This is a genomic window from Natronococcus sp. JC468 (assembly GCF_012163165.1).
Lineage (GTDB): Archaea > Halobacteriota > Halobacteria > Halobacteriales > Natrialbaceae > Natronococcus > Natronococcus jeotgali.
Genome location: NZ_JAAVUO010000006.1, coordinates 95,381 through 116,392 on the forward strand (window position 1 = coordinate 95,381; position 21,012 = coordinate 116,392).

17 protein-coding genes and 3 pseudogenes are annotated in these 21,012 nt (G+C 61.9%); 12 read left to right on the plus strand and 8 right to left on the minus strand.

Features of this window, described 5'->3' with window-relative positions; translation table 11 throughout:
- Positions 1 to 113: 113 nt before the first annotated feature.
- On the plus strand, positions 114 to 326 hold the full coding sequence (locus GWG54_RS05685; RefSeq protein WP_167936859.1) for a hypothetical protein: 213 nt from the start codon (positions 114 to 116) through the stop codon (positions 324 to 326).
- A 104-nt stretch (positions 327 to 430) separates the two neighbouring features.
- Here GWG54_RS05685 and GWG54_RS05690 read toward each other — a convergent pair whose 3' ends face one another.
- Complete coding sequence (locus tag GWG54_RS05690) at positions 431 to 1,234, minus strand: alpha/beta fold hydrolase (protein WP_167936860.1); 804 nt, start codon at positions 1,232 to 1,234, stop codon at positions 431 to 433.
- A 371-nt stretch (positions 1,235 to 1,605) separates the two neighbouring features.
- Between GWG54_RS05690 and GWG54_RS05695 the strand changes: the two genes are divergently transcribed.
- The 3 genes from GWG54_RS05695 to GWG54_RS05705 all read left to right on the plus strand — a co-directional run bounded on the left by GWG54_RS05695 (position 1,606) and on the right by GWG54_RS05705 (position 4,437).
- Entirely contained in the window at positions 1,606 to 2,889 is a 1,284-nt protein-coding gene (locus GWG54_RS05695) for a cation:proton antiporter (protein ID WP_167936861.1), read from the plus strand.
- 428 nt (positions 2,890 to 3,317) lie between these two features.
- A complete protein-coding gene (locus tag GWG54_RS05700; protein ID WP_167936862.1) occupies positions 3,318 to 3,794 on the plus strand; it encodes a peptidylprolyl isomerase in 477 nt (158 codons plus the stop codon).
- Positions 3,795 to 4,110: 316 nt separating this feature from the next.
- Positions 4,111 to 4,437 carry a hypothetical protein gene (locus GWG54_RS05705; protein WP_209438279.1) on the plus strand — a complete coding sequence of 109 codons (327 nt, stop codon included), beginning with the start codon at positions 4,111 to 4,113 and terminating at the stop codon, positions 4,435 to 4,437.
- Positions 4,438 to 4,472: 35 nt separating this feature from the next.
- Here GWG54_RS05705 and GWG54_RS05710 read toward each other — a convergent pair whose 3' ends face one another.
- Positions 4,473 to 4,646 carry a hypothetical protein gene (locus GWG54_RS05710; RefSeq protein WP_245242751.1) on the minus strand — a complete coding sequence of 58 codons (174 nt, stop codon included), beginning with the start codon at positions 4,644 to 4,646 and terminating at the stop codon, positions 4,473 to 4,475.
- Positions 4,647 to 4,738: 92 nt separating this feature from the next.
- Here GWG54_RS05710 and GWG54_RS05715 point away from each other — a divergent pair.
- A pseudogene (locus tag GWG54_RS05715) lies at positions 4,739 to 5,435 on the plus strand (IS6 family transposase).
- Positions 5,436 to 5,481: 46 nt separating this feature from the next.
- Here the strand turns inward: GWG54_RS05715 and GWG54_RS05720 are convergent.
- Positions 5,482 to 6,417, minus strand: coding sequence for an amidohydrolase family protein (locus GWG54_RS05720; protein WP_394352918.1), 936 nt, complete (start codon positions 6,415 to 6,417; stop codon positions 5,482 to 5,484).
- 543 nt (positions 6,418 to 6,960) lie between these two features.
- On the opposite strand from GWG54_RS05720, the gene tnpA reads away from it, so the two are divergent.
- The 3 genes and pseudogenes from tnpA (at position 6,961) to GWG54_RS05735 (ending at position 9,014) form a co-directional block, all read left to right on the plus strand.
- Positions 6,961 to 7,353 carry an IS200/IS605 family transposase gene (gene tnpA / locus GWG54_RS05725; protein WP_167936864.1) on the plus strand — a complete coding sequence of 131 codons (393 nt, stop codon included), beginning with the start codon at positions 6,961 to 6,963 and terminating at the stop codon, positions 7,351 to 7,353.
- Positions 7,353 to 7,577: pseudogene (locus tag GWG54_RS05730) on the plus strand (RNA-guided endonuclease TnpB family protein); the annotation flags it as partial. The gene tnpA and the pseudogene GWG54_RS05730, both read left to right, overlap by 1 nt.
- 210 nt (positions 7,578 to 7,787) lie before the next feature.
- Positions 7,788 to 9,014 carry a tyrosine-type recombinase/integrase gene (locus tag GWG54_RS05735; protein WP_167936865.1) on the plus strand — a complete coding sequence of 409 codons (1,227 nt, stop codon included), beginning with the start codon at positions 7,788 to 7,790 and terminating at the stop codon, positions 9,012 to 9,014.
- A gap of 86 nt (positions 9,015 to 9,100) precedes the next feature.
- On the opposite strand, the gene GWG54_RS05740 is transcribed toward GWG54_RS05735, so the two are convergent.
- On the minus strand, positions 9,101 to 9,256 hold the full coding sequence (locus GWG54_RS05740; RefSeq protein WP_167936775.1) for a hypothetical protein: 156 nt from the start codon (positions 9,254 to 9,256) through the stop codon (positions 9,101 to 9,103).
- A 203-nt stretch (positions 9,257 to 9,459) separates the two neighbouring features.
- Positions 9,460 to 10,101 (minus strand): dienelactone hydrolase family protein, encoded by a 642-nt coding sequence (locus tag GWG54_RS05745; protein ID WP_167936866.1) that lies wholly within the window; start codon positions 10,099 to 10,101, stop codon positions 9,460 to 9,462.
- A 646-nt stretch (positions 10,102 to 10,747) separates the two neighbouring features.
- On the opposite strand from GWG54_RS05745, the pseudogene GWG54_RS21150 reads away from it, so the two are divergent.
- From GWG54_RS21150 to GWG54_RS05760, 3 genes and pseudogenes are all read left to right on the plus strand, one after another.
- Positions 10,748 to 12,638 (plus strand): annotated as a pseudogene (locus GWG54_RS21150) (cation-translocating P-type ATPase).
- Positions 12,639 to 12,953: 315 nt separating this feature from the next.
- Positions 12,954 to 14,423 (plus strand): short-chain fatty acid transporter, encoded by a 1,470-nt coding sequence (locus GWG54_RS05755; protein WP_167936868.1) that lies wholly within the window; start codon positions 12,954 to 12,956, stop codon positions 14,421 to 14,423.
- A 283-nt stretch (positions 14,424 to 14,706) separates the two neighbouring features.
- Complete coding sequence (locus tag GWG54_RS05760) at positions 14,707 to 16,101, plus strand: FAD-binding oxidoreductase (protein ID WP_167936869.1); 1,395 nt, start codon at positions 14,707 to 14,709, stop codon at positions 16,099 to 16,101.
- A gap of 335 nt (positions 16,102 to 16,436) precedes the next feature.
- On the opposite strand, the gene GWG54_RS05765 is transcribed toward GWG54_RS05760, so the two are convergent.
- Positions 16,437 to 17,684 carry an MFS transporter gene (locus tag GWG54_RS05765; RefSeq protein ID WP_167936870.1) on the minus strand — a complete coding sequence of 416 codons (1,248 nt, stop codon included), beginning with the start codon at positions 17,682 to 17,684 and terminating at the stop codon, positions 16,437 to 16,439.
- 159 nt (positions 17,685 to 17,843) lie between these two features.
- Here GWG54_RS05765 and GWG54_RS05770 point away from each other — a divergent pair, with 159 nt between their 5' ends.
- Positions 17,844 to 18,701: a winged helix-turn-helix domain-containing protein gene (locus GWG54_RS05770; RefSeq protein WP_167936871.1), complete on the plus strand. Its 858-nt coding sequence runs from the start codon at positions 17,844 to 17,846 to the stop codon at positions 18,699 to 18,701.
- An 80-nt stretch (positions 18,702 to 18,781) separates the two neighbouring features.
- Here GWG54_RS05770 and GWG54_RS05775 read toward each other — a convergent pair whose 3' ends face one another.
- A complete protein-coding gene (locus tag GWG54_RS05775) occupies positions 18,782 to 19,252 on the minus strand; it encodes a cupin domain-containing protein (RefSeq protein ID WP_167936872.1) in 471 nt (156 codons plus the stop codon).
- A 277-nt stretch (positions 19,253 to 19,529) separates the two neighbouring features.
- Positions 19,530 to 20,915 (minus strand): ADP-dependent glucokinase/phosphofructokinase, encoded by a 1,386-nt coding sequence (locus GWG54_RS05780; protein WP_167936873.1) that lies wholly within the window; start codon positions 20,913 to 20,915, stop codon positions 19,530 to 19,532.
- Positions 20,916 to 21,012 lie beyond the last annotated feature (97 nt).

Below are 21,012 nucleotides of genomic sequence, written 5' to 3' on the forward strand. Positions count from 1 at the left end.
GGTACCCGACTCGAGTTTCCGGTCCCGTTCCCGTTTGCGACCCTCCGTCCGGACAGCGCGCGGACCGAGTCGCTCTCGAAAGCGTAAAATCGATCGCCGTAGAGGGATCAGTAGTGACCGACTCTGGCCCCCTGCTCGTCGAGACGCGGATGCTCCTCGGTTCGACGTGGGATTCGTTGACCGCAGCCGACAGATCGTACACTGCACCGGACGAGGTGTTCGTCATCGTGCTCGTCGTTTTGCTGGTACTGGCTTTGCTCCCCGTCGCGGTAGCGCTCGACCTCTTTCGTTACCTCCGAACGCGCGCCGCGAGTTATGCCGAGTAAGTTACCCACGGCTTCGCCGCGACCTTCCTCCTCGTATTCTGTAGGCGCCGCTCGGCGGGCTCTCAAGTGGGTGACGCGCCGCGAGGCGGGTCCCGAGTTTCGGGTCAACCGGCAAACGATACCAGTTCCTCGTTGAGCCGTTCAGTCTCGTCGGCCACGAGCCCGTGACCGCTGTTCTCGAAGCGGATCAGCTCGGCGGTTTCGATACCGTCCGCGAGCACCTCTCCGGTGATTTCGATCGGCGTGACCTCGTCGTGACTGCCGTGGTACACCTTCGTCGGGACGGTGATGTCGTCCATGTCGGACCGAAGGTCCGCGTCACGCCAGGTCCTGGCGGAGGCGACCGTCGCCTGCCCCGAGGCTTCCATCCCGAGGCTCCAGATCCAGTCCATCATCTCGTCGCTCTGATCGGTGTGAAACAACATCTCGCCGAAGTCGGCGTTCATCTTCGCCCGATCGGTTCGGGCGCCCTCGATGAGCGGGTTCACCACCGCCTCGTCGAGGCCCTCGGGGAAGTCGGGCTTTTCGGTGATGACCGGACTCGCGGCGGCTAGCAACGCCAGTTCGTCGACGCGGGCTTCGTCGTGGCGGCTCATGTAGCGAGTCGCGACGCCCCCGCCCATCGAGAACCCCGCCAGCGTCACCCCCTCGAGGTCCAGTTCGTCGAGAACCGCGCGGACGTCGTCGGCGAACCGATCGTAGCTGTAATTCCCGTACGGTTTATCGGACTTCCCGTAGCCGCGAAGGTCGATACCGACACAGCGAAACCCCTCGTCGAGGAGGCGGTGGTACTGATACTCGAACATCCGGTGGTTGAGCGGCCAGCCGTGCAGGAAGACGATGGGGTCGCCCGTACCCAGATCGCGCACGAACACCTCGGTGTCGTCTTCGACGGTAACGTGAGGCATGCCCCGAGTAGCATACCTCCGACCAATATCAAGGTGGTCCCTTCGTAAGCAACCGGTACCGGAACCACCGGTTCGCCTCGGTCGGAATCCCGGACTTCGCTTCGGTCGACGACGGGAAACGCCGTCTGTCGGTCGTTCCGAGGGGAACCGACGGACGACGCGAACGAGCGTGCAGCGGTGCGCTCCCGTGGTCGCCCTTCGTACCGTCCTCGAGAGTCTCGTCGTCGACGTTCCTTGGAGCGCGCTGTCGGTCGTTGCGCGGCCGCGAGGCTTGCAGGCCGAACCACTATCCCGATTCTCGAAGAACGACTGATCGTAGACCGCCCGCTTTTCGGGTGTTTCAATTTCAGTCGACGTTCGGGCTCGAGACTATGCAAGAGCTTAATATCGTACTCGCCACGATCGGCGGTCTGACGCTGGTGTTGAGTCTCGTCGCAGGATTGATACACAGTCGAGTGAACTTCCTCTCAGAGCCGATGCTAGCGGTACTTCTGGGGATCGTTATCGGGCCTCTCGGACTTGGCCTGGTCCGGTTGTCGAGCTGGGGGGATCCGTTCGTGATCCTGGAGCAGGGTGCCCGGCTGACGGTCGGACTGGCCGTAGTGGGAGCTGCGCTTCGGCTTCCTCAGGGATACTTCCGAAAACACGCGCGCTCGATGGCGGCGATTCTCGTTCCCGGAATGGTCGGCATGTGGCTCGTCAGCGGCGGACTCGTCTATCTCCTCTTGGGGGTTCCCCTCTGGGTCGCGTTGCTCATCGGCGGGATCGTCACGCCGACAGACCCCGTCCTCGCCGGAACGATCGTAACCGGCGATACTGCGGCGGAGTACATTCCGGAACCGATCCGGAACCTCCTTACCGCCGAGTCGGGGGCGAACGACGGACTGGCGTATCCAGTCGTCTTCTTGCCGATTCTGGTCCTCCAGCATTCGCCCCGGCGGGCGATTTCCGACTGGCTGCTCTCGACGCTCCTCTGGGAGGTCGGGGCGGCTATCGTCATCGGCGCCGCAATCGGTGCGGCCGCCGGTTGGATCGAGCGCGAGTCCCGACGACACGAGTTCCTCGAGGAGACGTCCCTGCTGAGCGTGACCGTCGCTCTCACGTTCGCCGTGCTGGGTGCCGTCAAGTTGCTGGGCAGCGACGGAATTCTCGCGGCGTTCGTAGCCGGGCTGTTGTTCAACCAGTTCGCGGACGCCACGGACGAAGCAGACGAGCAGAAGGTCCAAGAGACGATGCTTCGACTGTTCACGTTTCCGATCTTCGTGCTCTTCGGTACCGCGTTGCCGGTCGAGCAGTGGGCGTCGCTCGGAGTAGCCGGCGTGATCCTCGCCGCGGGCGTGCTCCTCCTCCGGAGACTGCCGATGGTACTGGTCTTCCGACGGGCGGTTTCCGAAACGGGTGGCGATCTCGGCGCGCTGTTCGCGGGCTGGTTCGGCCCGATCGGGATCGCAGCACTGTTCTACGCGACGGTCGCCCACCGGATACTCGGTAACGAACTCGTCTGGGGAGCAGCCAGTCTGGTCATCGCGAGTTCGGTCCTGATCCACGGCGTCACGTCTACGCCGTTCACGAAGCTGTACGGACGCGCGAGCGACCGCATTCGGCCGCAGCCAGCGGACGGAAGCGATCGGTCGTCGATATTCTCGAGAGGTTGACACTCTCCTACGTCTCAGGTCATGGGATTCCCCGATGGGGAGTTCAATGTTGCACGTTTCCTCGGGCCTCGAGCTACGCTTTCGTGTGGGCCGTCATCGGTTCACCGCGACGAATACCACTCATCGTTCCACGGCGGGGAGTCCATATTCGCGTAGCCGGTCGAATTCGTCAGCGGATCGATCTGAAACGCGGCGTACCGCACCGTTCGCTCGAGGTACCCGCCAATCTGGCCAGTATGTGGCGTCTCGAGAGTAGAGGTACCGAGCACGGCCGCACAGCCGACGGGAAGAATCGAGACGACCGAATACGCTCGAAACTCGTTGTCCCGTAGCAGCGTCAGCGGATCGCCCGTAGACGCACGCGAACGAAACGCAGGTGCGAGAGTGATGGACAGGCCCTTTATCCCTCACCACACTACCGAGTATCCATGCCAATCGAAACCGGCGACTCGGTCACGATCGAATACACGGCTCGGTTCGCCGACGGCCTCGTGTTCGATACGACGCGCAAAGACGTTGCCGAGGAGACGGGGCTGGCCGAGCGGCTGCCCGACCGCGAGTACGAACCGCTCACCGTCGAAGTTGGCGACGACGAACTCATCGAAGGGGTCAACGACGCGCTCATCGGGATGGAAGCGGGCGACGAGACGACGATCACGGTTCCACCGGAGAACGCATACGGTGAGCGATCTGACGATTCGATCGTCGAATACCCCACCGTCGAATTCGAGCAGATACTCGAGTCGGAAGGCCGATCCCTCGAGACAGGGATCCAGATCGGATCCGAGGACGGAAACGTCGGCGAAGTCACGCATATCGATCCGGAGATCACTCGGATCGACTTCAATCACCAGCTGGCGGGTGAAACGCTCGAGTTCGATCTCGAGGTCCTCGAGGCCGACTGAGTCCTGACTTCCGGGGTAAGAGGGTCCGAAACCGATCCGAGTGCCAGACCGATGAAATCTGTAGTAGCACTTGCAACAATAACCTCCGACCGATCGCTGGCAGTAGCGCTGAATCGTCGCGATTGATCCGTAGCCGTCGAATACGCCGTGTCCTCCGATGGGGTGATCGTACTCGAGGACCGTGAGTACGGATCGGTTAACCGGTTTAGTCGTACCAATCAGAAATCTAACTCGGTCAGATCACATCCAATCTATATTGATTATCCGAACTACCTGTGGTCCTTATTACCTCGTTCCATCGTACCTGCACTGCACCATGATAGACCGAACGCTCACACGTCGCCGGATAATCTCGATTGTAAGCACGGGTGCAGTAGTGGGATTGGCGGGCTGTGGAGTCCTCCAGGAGGAGGGCCCCGAAGAGACCAACGACGGTGAGACAGCTAACGATGAGGATAGTGAGATGGACGAAGACAATGGAATGAACGGGAATGATACGCCTACTGGAGAAGAAGGCGACGACGTCGCTGATACTGATGCGAACGAGAACGAATCTGGTAACGAAGACGATGATGTCGAAATTCAAGAGGTCGAGGGATACGGTCGTGGCGCCGACGAGGAGAGCAATGAGGAGAACGCGTAGTCCGACTCGTCGATCGAAGTGTTGAGTGGCATCAGTTACTCCTTGCGGGAGTCGTCGATAAGCGACATGCTCGGGTCGTTCGGAAGGAGGCTGAGGAGGGTGAAGAAGTCCGAAGGGGGCTGATTTTCGACCTGCTGCTCCGTGAGGTCCGTCATTCGCGGGTTCGTCTCGTAGTCGCCGGGGACGACTGACTGCTTCGCCCGTGGCACACCCGAGCGGTCGCTGGCGAGCCACTCGCTGAGCGGGGTGATGGATCTTGGGAGAACGAGCGGCCGGCGTCGTTCACAAGAGCGAAGCTCTTGTGCAGCCCATCAGAACGCTTCGCGTTCTGAGGACGCCCGTCAGGGCGTTCGCCGTCCGCCTCTATCAGACCGATTGTTCGCTTCGGGAGACAACAACGATTCTCGCTGAATTAGGCGGTGAACGCTCTCGTGGAGCGGTTTAGAACAGAGTTCATCGGATAAGCTGCCAGCGGACGCGACCTGCCGACAGCGATGCCGTCCTCAGAACGCGAAGCGTTCTGATGGGCCGCACGAGAGCGTTGTTTTCGTGGACGTCGGCGGGTCGCTGTCGACGAAACAGCTGTCAAGAGTAACGGAGAGTGGTCTTGGCTGTATGCTGCAATAGACACCGAGACAAAGTCGATTCTTGACGCTGCACTGTGTAGTCGACAGAGCAGTGATCCGGCGGCTCCATTTCTGCAGAAACTCCGCGAGAAACACGATCTCTCCGAGGCTGTGTTTCTCGTCGATTAATTTGGCTACCGGACCGCCCTCTCCCGAGTCGGACTGGGAAGTCGGATCAACTATACTGATCGAACCCTCATCGGAAAGTGGTTTCACTCCCTCAAAATGCGTATCGATCGCTTCTATAATTCGTGGATGGGAAGTCGGGCGAGCGCTCGAAAATGCCTTGAACAGATCGTGCACTACTACAATCACCAGAGACTGCATCACGCTCTCGATGAAAACGTACCAGTCGAGGCGGTGCAGAACTAGACAGTGCCAACACGACCATCTAAACGTGGCCTAGTTATAGTAATACTCAGCGAAGCAGGCTCTCGAGATTCCGATACCGAATGTTCGCCCACGCGTTGAGATCGAGTTCGAACTGTTCGAACAGGTCGAAGTGCGGGATCCCCTGCCCGGGATAGAGGTAGTCACTCCCGAATACGATTTGGTCGTGGTGTGACTCGAGTAGCTCCTGTCCATATCCGTGGTCACGTGTAAGCGCATTCCAGCCTGCCAACGTCGAAATGTCGCCGTAGATATTGTCGTATTCAGCAAGTAACTCCCATATGCGGCCACGTGACTCGATTGGTCCTTCTGGAATACGGCCGAGGTCTCCTTGTTCGACGTCTGCATCTATGTGGGACCACCAGCCATGGGCATGAGCAACAAAGTTGACCTCTGGATACGAGGTCAACACGCCTTCGAGTTTCGGAAGGCCGACCTCGTCTCGCAGTGACTGCTGATCAGTATGGAAGAGAACGGGGAGCTCGTAGGTCGCACAGAGTTCATACAGCGTCTCGAGACGGTCGTCGTCAATAGTCATCTCGACTTTGAGCTCGCCAAACCCACGAGCACCACGATCGATAAAGTCCTCGAGACGTTCGGAAGCAGCTCCCTCACCGTCGATATCTCGGGGATCGACCGAACAGAAGGGAACGAGGCGGTCAGGATACGCGTTTACCTCCTCGAGCACCCACGAACTTGGTGCTTGGACCGGATAGCTCTCGGGAAAATCGAACGGAAGGACAACTGCACGATCAATACCGTTCCCGTCCATCCAACCGACGAGTTCACTGGCTGATAGCGGATCCTGGCCCCGTGCTTCCGTTGGGATGATATGCGTGTGGGCATCGAACAGCGGGAGCTCATCGGTAGATTCTATTTCGTCTTCGTTGTCATCGTCAGCTCCTGTGTCATCGTTATCGCCTTCTCTATCGTCCTCGGTTTCTGTGGTGTTTTCAGTCGTCACTGGGCTATCGGACGTTTCATCGGTCGGCTCCGTGGGATCGGATCCCCTCGACGATCCATTGGACTCGGTAGATGCACACCCAACAGTGATCGTAGAGAGACCAACACCTGTTATTGCGAGATATTGTCGCCGGGACGTCGCTAATTCTGATGAGGTTGAGTCCGCAGCATCCAATTTGACGGGAGCAGTGTTACAGACGGACGAGTCGTCAGTGGATGAGGATGTGCGAGGCATACCCTCTGGTCCAGAACGCCGCGTAAATTGTTAACGCCGATACTTAGACCTTAATTTATATAGACCACGGTACGCCTTTAGCGGCGAACGAAAAGAACGGGCCGGACGCTATCTTTAAACAGCGAGAGAATCCCGCCGTTTACGGCGTTGACGAGAGTGAAGCTCTCGTTCGCACACCAGAACGCGAAGCGTTCTGGGGACGGGCGTGAATCGCGTCGGTCGACTAGGCAAACCACGAGTTACAGCTCACCGAATACCTCACGATACAATGTTTAGTACAATTGGTCTCCTTGTATCTGGTGAGGCCAAATGAAGTACAACCTTCAAACAGGGTCGCACACGGTCTACGCACTCCAGTATCACTTTGTGACCGTCACGAAGTACCGTGCGACCATCCTCACCGAAGAAATCGCGGAACGTATCGGTGAGATTGCGAACGAACTCTCGGAGGACTTCGGGGTTGAGATTCAGAACGTGAACGGTGGGGCTGACCACGTTCACATCCTGTTCACCGCGAAACCGACCACCGACATAACGAAGTTCATCAACTCGCTAAAGGGCGTCACGTCACGGAAGGTCCGCAGTGAGTACCCTAAAGTGAAACAGACGCTGGAAGATTCGTTCTGGCAACCGGGGTACTTCCTCGCCAGTACCGGGCAAGTGAGCATCGACGTTCTCATGGACGACGTGGAGGATCAGTGATGTCGGCTACGGCGACTAAGACACTCCAAGCGACTCTTGCCCCGCCGACCACGCACAAGGAGGAGAAGCTTCAGGATACGCTCGAAACGTACAGAAGCGCGTTGGACGACGCCTTCGAGAGTGGTGAGGACACGATGACTGGCGTCAGTGACGTTGTAACGCCCTACGACCTTCCGTATCAGGCGAAGGCTGCTCTCTGCAACTACGTTCCGAAGCTCCGGCAACTCAACGGTAGGCCAATTCATATAGCTGGATGAAGTTTATCTCGGTTCTGAACCCATGCGATACCTAGTCTATGTATTTTGGTTGTCTCACCCCCGACAACCGAATACACGGTAGCTTTTAGTGAGTGTCATGAGTGGCGAATCGTATGAAAATGGAGCTCTCAGAACTACCACAATCCGGAGCAAACGGGTTACTCGAGGAGGATCCCGATGCGTAGCGACCAGATCCGGTGGTCGCACAAATCGCTCGAGGAACTCCGCGAGTTCTGGAACACCGAAATCGAACTCGCACTGCAGCGCGCTGGCCACGATCTCGAGGACAAACCCACCTATCAGGACCTACTCGACGTCGGCTACGGCGGACTCACCTACACGCTTCGAGAGCACTACGAGATGACCCTCTCGGAGTTTCTCGAGTCCGTGGGCTACGTCGAGAGGTCTGCAGAGGGCTATCCGTGGGGTATCGACGACGAAACCACCACTGAGGAACTCGAGTCGTTCATCCGAACGCTCGAGCGTCGACAAGGGCTCGCCGACACGACAGTCGCGACGAAACGCTCACGACTTGCGACCTACGCGCAACTGTACGACGAGCTTCACGGTCAGGCCAACCTCGTGGACCGCGTTGTCGACGCCACCGAACGGGCTGGCGAGATCCGACGCGTCCTTGCGGTGTTCGACGAACTCGACGCCGATCTCGGGACCGACGCTTCGAAGCAGCGGTATCTGAGCGACGTCAATCAGTTCTATAGTCACCTCGAACGTCGTGCGATCGCCGCGTTCAATCCAACCTCGAGAATCAACGAGGAGTACAACTGGAACCGTGAGGGAAAGGACAACCAGCCGCTCTCGAGCGAGGGCGTCCGGCGACTGTACGGCGCTGTCGAGAGTTCTGAGGAGGAACTGCTCGTGCTCGCGCTGTGTGCGTGGGGCCTTCGACGGAACGAGGTCGCGTCGTTACACGTTTCACAGATCGTACTCGAAGGTGATGACCCACACATTTACTTCGAGGAGCGAAAGAACGGTCCAGGAACAGTCGCACTGGTCTATGGACGTGAGCGGCTGGCGGATCACATCGACGCACTCGGTGCCCGAGACGACGAGTGGAACGGGTATCTGTTCCCTTCGACGGCGTCCTCGAGCGGTCATCTCGTCGGTGAAACGGTCCAATCCCGCTTTCAACGGCTTGCGAACCGTGCCAACGTTACTGTCCGTGGCGAGACGCCGACCTCGAAAATGGGTCGACGATTCTGGTATACGACGTACATGGATGCACAGAAACAGTTGCTCGAGAATCTCGACGTGATTGCGGGCGATCAGGGCAGTTCCGATGCGGGCGTCGTTCTGGAAAACTACCTTTCGGAAGCGGAACGCCGAAAGTATCGACGTGAGTTCATGCGCGAACGATTGGCGGATGTATTCGAGGGAGAGCCATAACGGAGGTTGCGGGCTTCCTCGACGAGTTGCCGTCACGGTCGGGAACGGAGGAGTGTCCAACGGTTTTCGTCGCTGGAAGCCGAAACTCACTGGAACTCCTCGGCGAGCGCGGGAACGACGTCGAAGAGGTCGCCGTGGATCGCGTAGTCGGCGATGCCCCTGATCGGCGCGCCGGGAAATCCCGAACTGGTGATCGGTTTGGCGGCGAGCGAGGGCTCCGTCTGGCCCAACGAGGAGATCATCGGCCAGCTTTCGGTCGATGAAGCGTCCGTCGAAACGCAGCGAGAAGGCGACCGCTGTGCGAGAGAAGGCGGACAGTATCGAGCGGGTCGAGATGCGATCGATCTCGAGGGAAAGCGCGTGACGTCGTCGACGACGGTGTTGCGACCGGTGCGACGATTCGTGGCTGTCTCCAGTACATCATCAATTCGGTGAACCCGGATCGTTACAGCAGTTTCTCTGCAAACCACTCGCCGGCGTGCTCAGCTACTGACTCGAGTGCTCCCGGTTCCTCGAAGAGGTGCGACGCGCCCTCGATGACCTCGAGCGACTTCTCTCCCGCCAGCAGTTCGTACGCTTCCTCGTTCCACTCGAGAACGGGATGGTCGTTCCCGCCGACGATGAACAGCGTCGCAGTCGTCACCCGACCGAGGGCGTCCTCCGCCATATCGACGCGCCCGCCGCGCGAGACGACCGCCGCGACGTCGGTTTCGGGTCGTGCCGCAGCTCGAAGCGCGGCAGCGGAACCGGTGCTCGAGCCGAAGTAGCCGACGTTCAGGTCGGCGGTGTCGTCCCGGCTTCGGACCCACTGCGTCGCACCGATCAGTCGGTCGGTCAACAGCGGAATATCGAACCGCGTTTCGTACGTTCGATCCTCGGCTTCGGTGAGCAGGTCGAACAGCAACGTTCCGACACCGCGCGCACGAACGCGATCGGCGACGAAGTTGTTTCGCGGGCTGTGCCGGCTGCTGCCGCTCCCGTGCGCGAACAGGACGAGACCGGTCGCGTCGTCCGGGACAAGCAACTCCCCTTCGAGTTCGGTGCCGTCGACGGTGACCGTGACGATCGAGCTGTCGGTCGCTCCCATCAGGTACGGTTCGACAGCCAAGCTATTGAGTCTGGAGGGCGATGCGGACGGCGACCGGTTTCAGTCCCTCATAGCGATCCAGCGACCTCCGGGGTCGTTTCGAGAGTCCGGCAACACACTTCGCGCTGGGACTCGAACGTCGAAGCGACGGCCGGTTGGCGGTGGCGCTTCCCGTCGTGATCGGCTCCGGTGCGCCCGACCTGGATCGGCCCGGCGTCAACTGCCGCCGCGAGCGGTGAGTCGATGCGCGCTCGCGCCTTCACCGGGCGACGAGGATCGTCCGGACGAACCGCGCGGAAAGCGTCACCGGCTCGCCGACCTCGCTCGAGAGATCGTCACCGTAGCGCTCCGCACCGGACACGGTCGGCGCACAGTCTCGTCCAAAGTCGTCTCCGGTAGTCGACTCGTACTCGGGTCGGAGAAGCGGGCGGTTTGCCTCGTCATGTGGTATTGCTCGCCGGCTTTCGGATCGACGAGCGAGTCGTCCGCCCATACCGCCGCGTCGAACGAATCGATGGTGGCGAGTTCGGCATCGGAATTCACGTTCTCGAGAACGAACCGTTCTGACAACGACCTGCCGACGGTCTGCTTAGCGGACCGATCGTTACAGGGTTTTTTCGAGGTCGTGGTCGTGAGTTCCCGATGGATGGAGCGGAATCCTGCCGGCTCGCGTTCCGTGCGTCGCGTCACCGGTCTTACTTCCCCGGAAGCGGACGAACGGCTCCGGCGCGACTGCCCGAACGTCCTGCCGACGCAGCGGCCGCCACCGGCGTGGCGCGTGTTCGCCGAGCAGTTCGTGCACTTCTTCGCGATCATGCTCTGGGCGGCGAGTGGCCTGGCGGTCCTCGCCGGAATGGGCGAACTGGGAGTCGCCATCACCCTGGTCGTGGCGATCAACGGCGTCTTCGCGTTCGTCCAGGAGTACCGAGCCGAACGTGCGGCCGAACGGCTTCGGGATCTGCTTCCGAAACGAGTTGCCGTCCGACGAGACGGGGCGACGCGAGAGATCGACGCGACGGAACTGGTCGTCGACGACGTCGTCCTGCTCGGCCCGGGGGATCGCGTGTCAGCGGATCTCGAAATCGTGAACTCTCACGGTCTCCGTCTCGATATTTCCTTGCTCACGGGCGAGAGCACACCCGAATCAGTCGAGGCGGGTGAGACCGCATACGCGGGGACGTTCGTTCTCGAAGGCGAAGCCACTGGGATCGTTCGAACGACGGGGTCCGAGACGAGGCTCGGCGAAATCGCAGCACTGACGCGCGCGAGAGCGACCGGAGACGCCGCTTCACCACGAGATCGGCCGTCTCGTCCGGATCATCGCGACGATCGCCGTCGCGGTCGGCGGCGTCTTCTTCGCCGTGAGCGTGGCGCTCGGGACCGATCCGGGTGTCGGCGTCCTCTTCGCGATCGGCGTCACGGTCGCACTCGTCCCCGAAGGGCTGCTCCCGAGCGTCACGATGTCGCTCGCCGTCGGAGCCAAACGCCTCGCGGCGGAAAACGCGCTCGTGCGGCGACTCGAGTCCGTCGAGACGCTCGGCTCGACGACGTTCATCTGTACGGACAAGACCGGGACGCTCACACAGAACCGAATGGCCGTCGTCGAGGCGTGGACGCCGGCGGGCCGCGCTCGAATCGAGGGCGACGGCTACGATCCGGCAGGGAGTGTAGAAGCCGACGACGGGACGCAATCTCCGATCCGAGAAATGGGGACGATCGTCGCGCGGTGTTCGACCGGTGACATCGAACGACAGAACGGAGAGTGGGTCGCACACGGCGATCCGATGGAGGCTGCACTCGTCACCTTCGCTCGTCGTCTACACGTGGATATTCAGGAACGGACGCGAGCCGATCCGGAACTCAGGCGGTTTCCCTTCGATCCGCGACGGCGACGAACGTCCGTACTCACGCGGGATCGGCTGTTAGTTATGGGCGCCCCAGAGGCGGTCCTCTCGAGGACTCGTTACGGGAGCGACGACGCGAGAGCGGCGGTCGCAGAGATGGCAGAACGTGGACTGCGCGTCCTCGCGGTCGCGACGCGGCCGGCTGACGAGGTGGCTGTGGACGCCGATCCCGAGTCGATCGAAACCGATCTCGAGTTGGTCGGTGTTGTTGGCCTTGAAGACCCACCGCGTCCGGGTACGGCAGCCGCCGTCGCCGCGAGCAGAAACGCGTCCGTCCGAACGGCGATGATAACGGGGGATCACCCGGCTACGGCGCAGGCGATCGCCGCCGAGATCGGGTTGTTGAGTGACGCCGGACTCATCGTCGAGGGCGATGAGCTTCCCGAAGATGACCAGGTCCTCGGGGCGCTTCTGGATCGCGACGGCGTCGTGGTGAGTCGGGTCAGCCCTGAAGATAAACTCCGCATCGCCCGCGCGCTCCAGGAGCACTGCCGGATCCAGTTACCGCTACTCCCGTTGCTCCGCGTTCCGCCCGTCACGCGCTGGACGGGAGATCGTAGGACCGTTGCTTCTGCTTTCGCACTGTCACTCAGAAAATCCCATCGTCGTATCTCGACCACATCCCGTCAATGAACTACGCGTCTAGGTGTTTTGCGTCCCAGGGGTAGTTGACCTAATTCAGCGACCAGAATCGTCGTTGTCTCTCGAAGCGAATCCCGATCTGATGAAGCTGACGGCGACGTCCGCCGGGACATTCGCCGTCCGCTCGTTCTCCCAATACACCTTTAAATCCCCCTCGTAGCTCTCGGTGAACTGGTCTGAGAGAGTAGCTACACCAACTTAACGACCCGCTCACTTTTCGAACTGACCCGATCAGACGGTGCCCGTCATTCTATGTATTATTTGAACCGTATAATTTATTTTGATAGTCGCGAACACAGAGTCTGTATGTCCCAAAGTGGCGCGGAGGATTCGACTATCGAACGGTTCGGATACAGACTCTCGGGTATCGTCGAACGATGGATGCCCAGTCCGTTTCTGTTTGCAATTCTTCTCACCTACCTCGTTTTCGGGACCGGTCTTATACTAAATCAAACAGGAACGATCGAACCAGCTGCCGGTAACGGGACCGTCGGACCGGTAGAGATGATCGAGTTCTGGTTCAATGGATTCTGGGGGTTCCTCGGGTTCTCGATGCAGATGGTCGTGATACTGATGACGGGGTTCGTGCTTGCGTATCATCCCGCCGCCAACAAACTTCTCGCTCGACTCGCCAGGCTTCCCAAAACCCCTCATCAAGCGGTCGTTCTCGTCGCCGGGTTCTCGATGGTCGTCGCCTGGATTCACTGGGGATTCAGTCTCATTCTGGGTGCAATCTTCGCTCGAGAGATGGGAAGAGCCGCACACGAACGGGGGATCGACGTACACTATCCACTGCTCTGTGTCGCAGGGTACATGGGGCTGGGTCTGACTTGGCACTGGGGATGGTCCGGATCCGCACCGCTGTTGCTTACCGATGAGACGGAAGTCGGTGACGGGACGGCCTTCGCAGTAGTTTCAGATCCGGTCCCGGTAACTGAAACCATCCTCCACCCGTACACAATCACGCTAACAATCCTTTCTATCCTCTTTGCAATTACCGTGTTGTACCTCATTACTCCGTCGGGCGAGAGGGCACGGGGTATCACCGAGTATATCCCTGCAAACGAACTATACGAAACAGGTACTGACGGCGGTCAGGGGACCCTAGAAGCGAACGAGCCCGATACCGGCAAGACGGTTCCGGCAGAGCGTATCAACAATAGTCGCGTTCTCGGCGGTCTCCTTGCGGGTGCCGGCGTCGCGTACATCTTCTGGATACTCCTTACCGAAGGAATCGAAGTGTGGGATCTCAATACGATCAACTTCGCGTTCCTGATGGCCGGTATACTGGTCTGGACGAACCCATCCACATACCGGGAGAAGTTCGGTGAGGCGGCATCGGCAGCTGCTGGAATCATCCTACTGTTTCCCTTTTTCGCCGGTATTCAGGGGATGATGGCCGATTCGGGCCTCGCGAGCGCAATCGCCGAACTCATTATCGGGCTCTCGACCGTCCAGACGTTTCCGATCTTTACGTGGCTGGCGGCAGCGATCCTCAACCTGTTCGTTCCGTCCGGTGGCGGGCAGTGGATCGTCATGGGTCCGTCGATTCTCGAAGCCGCCGACCAGCTCGGCATCGAGTTCGGCCATGCGACGATGGCCTTCGCCGTTGGCGAAGCACACACGAACTTGCTGAACCCGTTCTGGGCGATTCCGCTTTTGGCAATTACGCGTATCAGGGCCCGCGAGATGTTCGGGTACGCAGCCGTGATGTTACTCGCCCTGTTCCCGTTTCTGACGATCGTCCTCTACCTCCTTCCGTACAGTGTGTTTTGACTAACTCATGGTCTGTTGTCCCGTTTGATCCCGATACCACCACAAACATCCCGCCATCGACGCACTGCAGCGGACGCGCCCCTCAAAATACCACCTGTAGGACGGGTCGTATTGCGGTCCGGGAAAAGGATTGCTGGATTTACGGGCCGGACGATTCTTCCGACCGGGACGTTCGGTACGGAAATCGAAACGCACTTCTCGAGCGCGTCTCGCTCGCTGGTATTTATAATAATTAATAATAAATCTATATTTCGGTCGGCGTCGTCCCTTCGGTAGAGGATGCATGTCAGTAACAACCACTCCCACGGACGACGAGGCGGACGTACTGGAAGAACAGCTCCGGGGCGAGTTACTCCGCCCCGGCGACTCGAGGTACGACGAAGCGCGCTCCGTCTGGAACGGGATGGTCGATCGCCACCCGGCGATGATCGTGCGGGCGAGAGGCGTTTCGGACGTGATCGCCGCGGTGTCTTTCGCTCGCGAACACGAGCTACTGCTCTCGGTTCGCGGCGCCGGACACAACATCGCGGGGAACGCGGTCTGTGACGACGGCCTCGAGCTCGATCTCTCGCGGATGCGATCGGTACGGGTCGATCCGGCCGGCAAAACGGCGCAGGTCGAACCGGGAGCAACGCTCGCCGACGTCGACCACGAAACGCAGGAGTTCGGGCTCGCGACGCCGCTCGGAATCAACTCGACGACCGGAATCGCGGGCCTCACGCTCGGCGGCGGCTTCGGTTGGCTCACCCGGAAATACGGCATGACCGTGGACAACCTCCGGTCGGTCGACGTCGTCACCGCAGACGGCGAGTTGCGACACGCGAGCGAAGGGGAGAACGCGGATCTCTTCTGGGGCGTCCGTGGCGGCAGCGGCAACTTTGGCGTCGTCACTTCCTTCGAGTTCGACCTCCACGAGGTCGGCCCCGAAGTACTGTCCGGACCGATCGTCTACTCCGGCGAGGACGCCCCCGCGGTCCTCAGGCACGTTCGGGACTTTAACGAAGACGCTCCCGACGAGTCTGCCGTTTGGACGATTCTTCGTGCCGCGCCGCCGCTACCGTTCCTTCCCGAGAACGTCCACGGCGTCGGCGTCGTCATCGTCGTCGCGTTCTACGCCGGCTCCCTCGAGGACGGCGAGGAGGTGCTGGCGCCGATTCGGGAGTTCGGCGATCCCATCGCCGACGCGGTCGGACCACACCGGTACGCGGAGTTCCAGCAGGCGTTCGATCCGCTGTTAACCGAGGGTGCCCGAAACTACTGGAAGTCACACAACTTCGACGAACTCTCCGACGACGCTATCGACACGGCGATCGAATACGCCGAGAAACTCCCGTCGCCCCTGTCCGAAATCTTCTTCGGACAGGTCGGCGGTGCGATGGCTCGCGTGCAGACGGACGCGACGGCGTACCCGCACCGCGACGCGGCGTACGCCATGAACGTCCACACGCGCTGGGAGGATCCCGCCATGGACGATCGATGTATCGCGTGGGCCAGGGAGTTCTACGAGGACATGCGGACGCACGCGATGGGCGGCGTCTACGTGAACTTCATCAGCGAACTCGAGGGGGAAGAATCTCTCGCCTACGGTGAGAACCACGATCGACTGGTCGAGGTGAAAACGAGGTACGATCCGACGAACCTGTTCCGGATGAACCAGAACGTCGAACCGGCGGCGTGAGGGTGCCGGTTCCACTCTCCCGCGTTCGGCGGCCGAGCGGTTGTCGGATCGATACATTCGGTCGGGACGCGCCGATCCCGTGATCGTCCGTCGGTCGGTCCGTGCGTGTCCGATCGCCGGCGGGAGACCCCGCCGCGGCCGTCCGTTCGACGGGGGCGGCGAACGGCGCGGGCAGTTCTCGAACACACCGTCGCAAAACGACTCAGAGCCTCTCTCGGCGGGCTCGGTGCTCGATTCACCTGTCGTCCGGTACCGACTGTGCTCTCTCGCACTGGCGTCCCCGCGAACGAGCACACAGACGCTCCGTGAGCGAGCTTCGACTCGGCACCGTCGCGTTAGGCCGACGTGCTGCGAGCACCGACTCGAGCCAGGCGAACGGGCCCCGCGACGACGGCGACGCCCGTCGCGGCGACGGCGACGATACTCGATGCGAGCAGGAGGGGGTCGTACCCGACACCCGCGGTAATCGCCAGCCCGGCGAACGCGACCGGTCCGGCGGTGCGACCGAGGAACGTGGTGCTGTTGCGCAGACTCATCGCGCCGGCGAGGTACTCCGTGGTGACCCTGTCGCTCACGGCCGCGTCGACGACCGGCATCAGCAGTCCGACACCGGCGCCGACGACCAGAACTGCGACGATCGTTCCGGCCAGGCCGGCCGCGGCCCACGCGGCCGCGAACCCGACGGCGTAGCAGGCGAACCCGGTCGCGATCAGCCACTCGTTCGAGAGGTATCGTGCCAGCCGTCCGCTCGAGAGTGCGACCACCATCGAGGCCGTCTCCGAGACCAGGATGACGACGCCAATCAGTACGGGGGCAAGCGTCGTCGCGAGGACGAACGGCATCGCGGTGAAGACCACCCCGAACAGCAGGAATTCGGTGAGGAACGCGACGCCGAACAACGCCGCGAGCGCCGGCGTGAGGACCGTTCGAGCGGCGTCGGCGAGGTACGCGAGTCCGCCCTTGTCGCCAGCGCGGTCCGGTTCCTCGAGCGCGATCTGCGCGAACGCGGCGATCGGGAGCGCCGCCAGGTACGCGAGAAACGGCGCGTTCCACGCGATACCGGCGAGCGCCCCGCCCACGACGGGGAACAGGGCGGCGGTCGCAGAGAGCACCGCGACGTTCGCACCCAGTACCGCGTTTCGCTGCACGCCGTCGAACGCGTCGCCGACGAGCGTGACCGTGGTGATGAAGATCGCCGCGGCGGCGGTTCCCTGCGCGATCCGGAGGGCGAGCAGGGCCTCGAACGTCGGCGCGACCGCCATCGCTCCCCCGAGGACGCCGAACGCGATCAGCCCGCCGACGAGTACTCGCTTCCGACCGACGCGATCGGCGAGGATGCCGATGAACGGCGAGAGAACGATCCCCACGAGGAAGTAGGTACTTACCAGGAGACTCGCCTGCGCGTCGGTGATCCCGAACACGTCCCTGAACACCGGCAGAGCGGGGCTGATCAGCGGCACGCCGAGCGGCGCCAGCGCCGTACTCGTCAACACGATCTGTACCGTCCGGGATCGCCACGGGACCGCTTCGTTCCGTTCGCTCGTCGATCCCGTTCGCCCGTCGGACTCGGTTCTCCGTTCCATGGTCGTATGGACGCGCTCGACTCACGTGTAGTCAGTTATCGATCGCTCCCGCACCCTCGAAGTTCAGTGTCGCCTGACGGAGTCCGTCTCAGCACCTGAGATAGAGCTATCCGCGTGAGACACGTAGAGGTCCCGATCGGCGAGATCGACGTGATCGAGATGGGAAACACAGTCCTGGACGAAATTCTAGAAACCAGCCGCGAGCTGGAGTCGAGTACGGTATCGGCACACGAACTCGGCGAGCGAATGGCGACCGACGAGCTCCTCGACGTCGTCCGTCACCGCGACCTCCTCGAGGCGCTGGTAGCCGAACCGCTCGACCGGAACGACCTCGAGGCACAACTCGACGTCTCCCGGGCGACGAGCCACCGGTTCACTCGCTGGCTCGAGGATCACGATCTGGCCGAACGAGTCGACAACCGGTTCACGCTGACGGGAACGGGGCAGGCCTACGCCGACGCGGTCGTCCGTCTCGAGCGGGACCTGCGGGCTGCGACGGCGCTCGCTCCGTTGCTCGAGTCGATCTGTGAGAGACACCGGGAGTTCGTCGTCGCACCGTTTGCGGACGGGACGGTGACGACGGCGACGCCCGACGACCCCTACGCACCGGCGTCCCGGTTCGTGGAGCTACTGCGCGGGAGCGAGACCCTTCGCGGATTCAACACAACCCCCATGCTCCCGCTGGGGCTCGCGGAGCCGTCGGAGCGGCTGTTCGACGGTCGCGACGTGGAACTCATCTACCTCCCCGAGGTCGTCGACGTGCTCTTCGAGAGCTACCCCGATCAGCTTCGCGAGGCCATCGACGCGGGACACCTGACGCTTCGGACGCGCGAGGCGCTTCCGTACGGTCTCGCCGTCTTCGACGATCGGGTCGGCGTCGCCGGCTACGACGAACGAACCGGGACGATGCGCGTGTTCGTCGACTCCGACTCGGCCATCGCTCGCGGCTGGGCCGAGCGCGTCTTCGCGACGTACCGGGATCACTCCGAGCCGATCCGAGAGCGAACCGATCCGTGATCGGAGCGCTGTCGGATCACGGATCGAGGCGGGTGTCGCGGCGAAAGAAGTGGCGGTCAGTGCTCGCTGCGACTCGGCGTCTACTCGCCCCGTCCGCCGATGGTGACGACGGTGCTGTCGAACGGCATCAGGGTCTCGTCGAACGTCGCGGTCAGTTCGTCGGTCGGAAAGAACCCGATAACTCGAGCGGTCGCGTCGCCGACGTTTCGAATCCCGTGTGGTTCCATCTCGGGAACGATCGCGCACTGGCCGCTCGAGAGTTCGACCCTCTCCTCGCCGACCGACGCCTCGACCGTTCCGTCGACGACGACGAGCAGTTCCTCGTTGCTGTCGCGGTGAGTCGGCAGGTAGTTTCCGGGTTCGATCTCGAGACAGACGATCGTCACCTCCTCGCCCGCGACCTCGCTAGCGTTCGGCGTGCCCGGCGACAGCGGGAAATATCCGCGGATCCGCGCGTTTTCGTCGCCCTCTTGCCAGACGTCCGTTCCCTCGAACCGATAGAGTTCTACTGGCTGTACCCCGCCGCGTCGAACGGTACCTTCTGTGGCCATCTGCGTTCCTCGTGATTCTCCGATTCGGAGCCGAGAAAGAAAGAAACGTCTCGAGCGCTCCGTCGTGAATCGGTACGGTATACGCCTGCTCGAACGATAACGATTGTGCACGCTCACCCGACGCGGCGGTGGACCCGTATAGGTGTCGCTCGATCAGCCGCTCGCGTCGGATCGGAACAGCCGTCCGTACCGACGTCTTGCGCCGGGAGTCGACCGCTTCCCGACTCGTCGGCGACCCGGACCGGTAGCGGTGGCGATAGACGCTCCGAACGGACGGTTACCGATCCCGTCCGTCGCGACCGTCGGCGACGGCGAGCTCGAGGAGGAAACTCGACGCGGAAACGATGTCGCCGATCCCGACCGTCCCCGCGGGATCGTCGACGACGCGGTTGGGACAGGCGACGACCGTCGGGGTGCAAAGGACGCCGTTCTCGGCCGTCTCCTCGAGGTGGTCCGCGAGAAGTGCGACCGCTTCGGTACCGTTCGCCGACGGCTCGTACTCCAGTCCCGTCTCGAGGTCGTCTGGAGACGTGATCCCGCCCAGTGCGGCCTTCGTCGCGGCGTTGACGGCGGCGAACTCGAGACCGCGCTCGACCGCCCTCGGGGGGAGAGAGGAGTCCGTTACGGAGAGGTGGTACTCCATCGCGTGAAGCCGGAGACACGCGACGTCGAGTTCCTCACGGATCGCGTCGAGCATGCGATAGTGGGTGAGGATTTCGTCGGGTTCGAACGGCGTCTCTTCCGTCGGTGCCGCGTCGACCGCACCGAGTTCGGCATCCTCGTAGAGGAGGGCGAGTTCGTACGGATCCGTGCCGACGACGGTCGCCTCGGGCAGGATCCACCGGTAGATGCTTTCCCGGAGGTCGTCGTCGTGGGTCACGGCGTACTCGATGTGGATCGGCAGCTCCCCGGATCGGAGTCGGCGGATGACCTCCCGAGCGTGACGGTGAGCCTCCTCGTAGCCCTCCTCGACGTGGTCGGGCGTGAGATTGTGATAGCCGGCCAGCAACGCGCCGTCGACGACCTCGCCGACCTGATCGACGTGCGCGTCGAGGTCGCCGGCGACGAGGTCGAACTCCGGCGGTCGCGAAGCCGCGATGAACCGGGCGTCTTCGAACGCCCGGACGTCGAAGAGTTCGTCGCCGACCCTGAACTCGAACACCCAGTTGATCTTCGTTCGGTTCGCGTCGACGGCCTCGCGCAGCGGGACGAACTTCACCTCGCCGTCCTCGACAAAGGGGTACTCCACCGCGTCCGGGTGGTCGAACATCGAGAGCTGTCGGTCCGAGAGCAGATACGTGTACACGACCGGCGACGCACCCAGCGAAGCGGCGAGGTTCGTCATGATCCCCGTCTGGCCGCCCATCTGCTGGGTGTCGGGCTCCAGCTCCGCCTCGAGCGTGGCGGCGAACTCGTCGGTCATCGCGACCTCATCACCCCGGCCCGCCGCCATCGCGTGCGTGATCGCCGTCGCGAGGTCGCGTTTCGACTCCAGCGGACTCGGCGGGTGACGTTCGCCGGGGTCGGGCGGCCGCTCGAGGGACGACTCGAGGCCCTCGCCGACCCGGACGATCGCGTCGATGTTCGCGTTGTACGCGACGAACACCGGCAGTCCCTCGAGCGCTCGGATGTCGGACTGCAACTGGGCCTGAACGTCCGTCATAGTGCGGGTGCTCCCACCGCCAGCGAGTTAACGCTGTGCGTCGGCCGAAACGTCGGTGACGCGCAGTTCGTGTCCGGCGTGCTCGAGGCGCGATCCG

Bases quoted from the DNA above. Each gene is read 5' to 3' on its own strand.
- GWG54_RS05765 (WP_167936870.1), bottom strand. From the start codon at position 17,684: ATGGAACGGAGAACCGAGTCCGACGGGCGAACGGGATCGACGAGCGAA.
- GWG54_RS05695 (WP_167936861.1), top strand. From the start codon at position 1,606: ATGCAAGAGCTTAATATCGTACTCGCCACGATCGGCGGTCTGACGCTG.
- GWG54_RS05735 (WP_167936865.1), top strand. From the start codon at position 7,788: ATGCGTAGCGACCAGATCCGGTGGTCGCACAAATCGCTCGAGGAACTC.
- GWG54_RS05780 (WP_167936873.1), bottom strand. From the start codon at position 20,915: ATGACGGACGTTCAGGCCCAGTTGCAGTCCGACATCCGAGCGCTCGAG.
- tnpA (WP_167936864.1), top strand. From the start codon at position 6,961: ATGAAGTACAACCTTCAAACAGGGTCGCACACGGTCTACGCACTCCAG.
- GWG54_RS05760 (WP_167936869.1), top strand. From the start codon at position 14,707: ATGTCAGTAACAACCACTCCCACGGACGACGAGGCGGACGTACTGGAA.
- GWG54_RS05745 (WP_167936866.1), bottom strand. From the start codon at position 10,101: ATGGGAGCGACCGACAGCTCGATCGTCACGGTCACCGTCGACGGCACC.
- GWG54_RS05775 (WP_167936872.1), bottom strand. From the start codon at position 19,252: ATGGCCACAGAAGGTACCGTTCGACGCGGCGGGGTACAGCCAGTAGAA.
- GWG54_RS05770 (WP_167936871.1), top strand. From the start codon at position 17,844: ATGGGAAACACAGTCCTGGACGAAATTCTAGAAACCAGCCGCGAGCTG.
- GWG54_RS05700 (WP_167936862.1), top strand. From the start codon at position 3,318: ATGCCAATCGAAACCGGCGACTCGGTCACGATCGAATACACGGCTCGG.
- GWG54_RS05755 (WP_167936868.1), top strand. From the start codon at position 12,954: ATGTCCCAAAGTGGCGCGGAGGATTCGACTATCGAACGGTTCGGATAC.
- GWG54_RS05690 (WP_167936860.1), bottom strand. From the start codon at position 1,234: ATGCCTCACGTTACCGTCGAAGACGACACCGAGGTGTTCGTGCGCGAT.
- GWG54_RS05705 (WP_209438279.1), top strand. From the start codon at position 4,111: ATGATAGACCGAACGCTCACACGTCGCCGGATAATCTCGATTGTAAGC.
- GWG54_RS05740 (WP_167936775.1), bottom strand. From the start codon at position 9,256: ATGATCTCCTCGTTGGGCCAGACGGAGCCCTCGCTCGCCGCCAAACCG.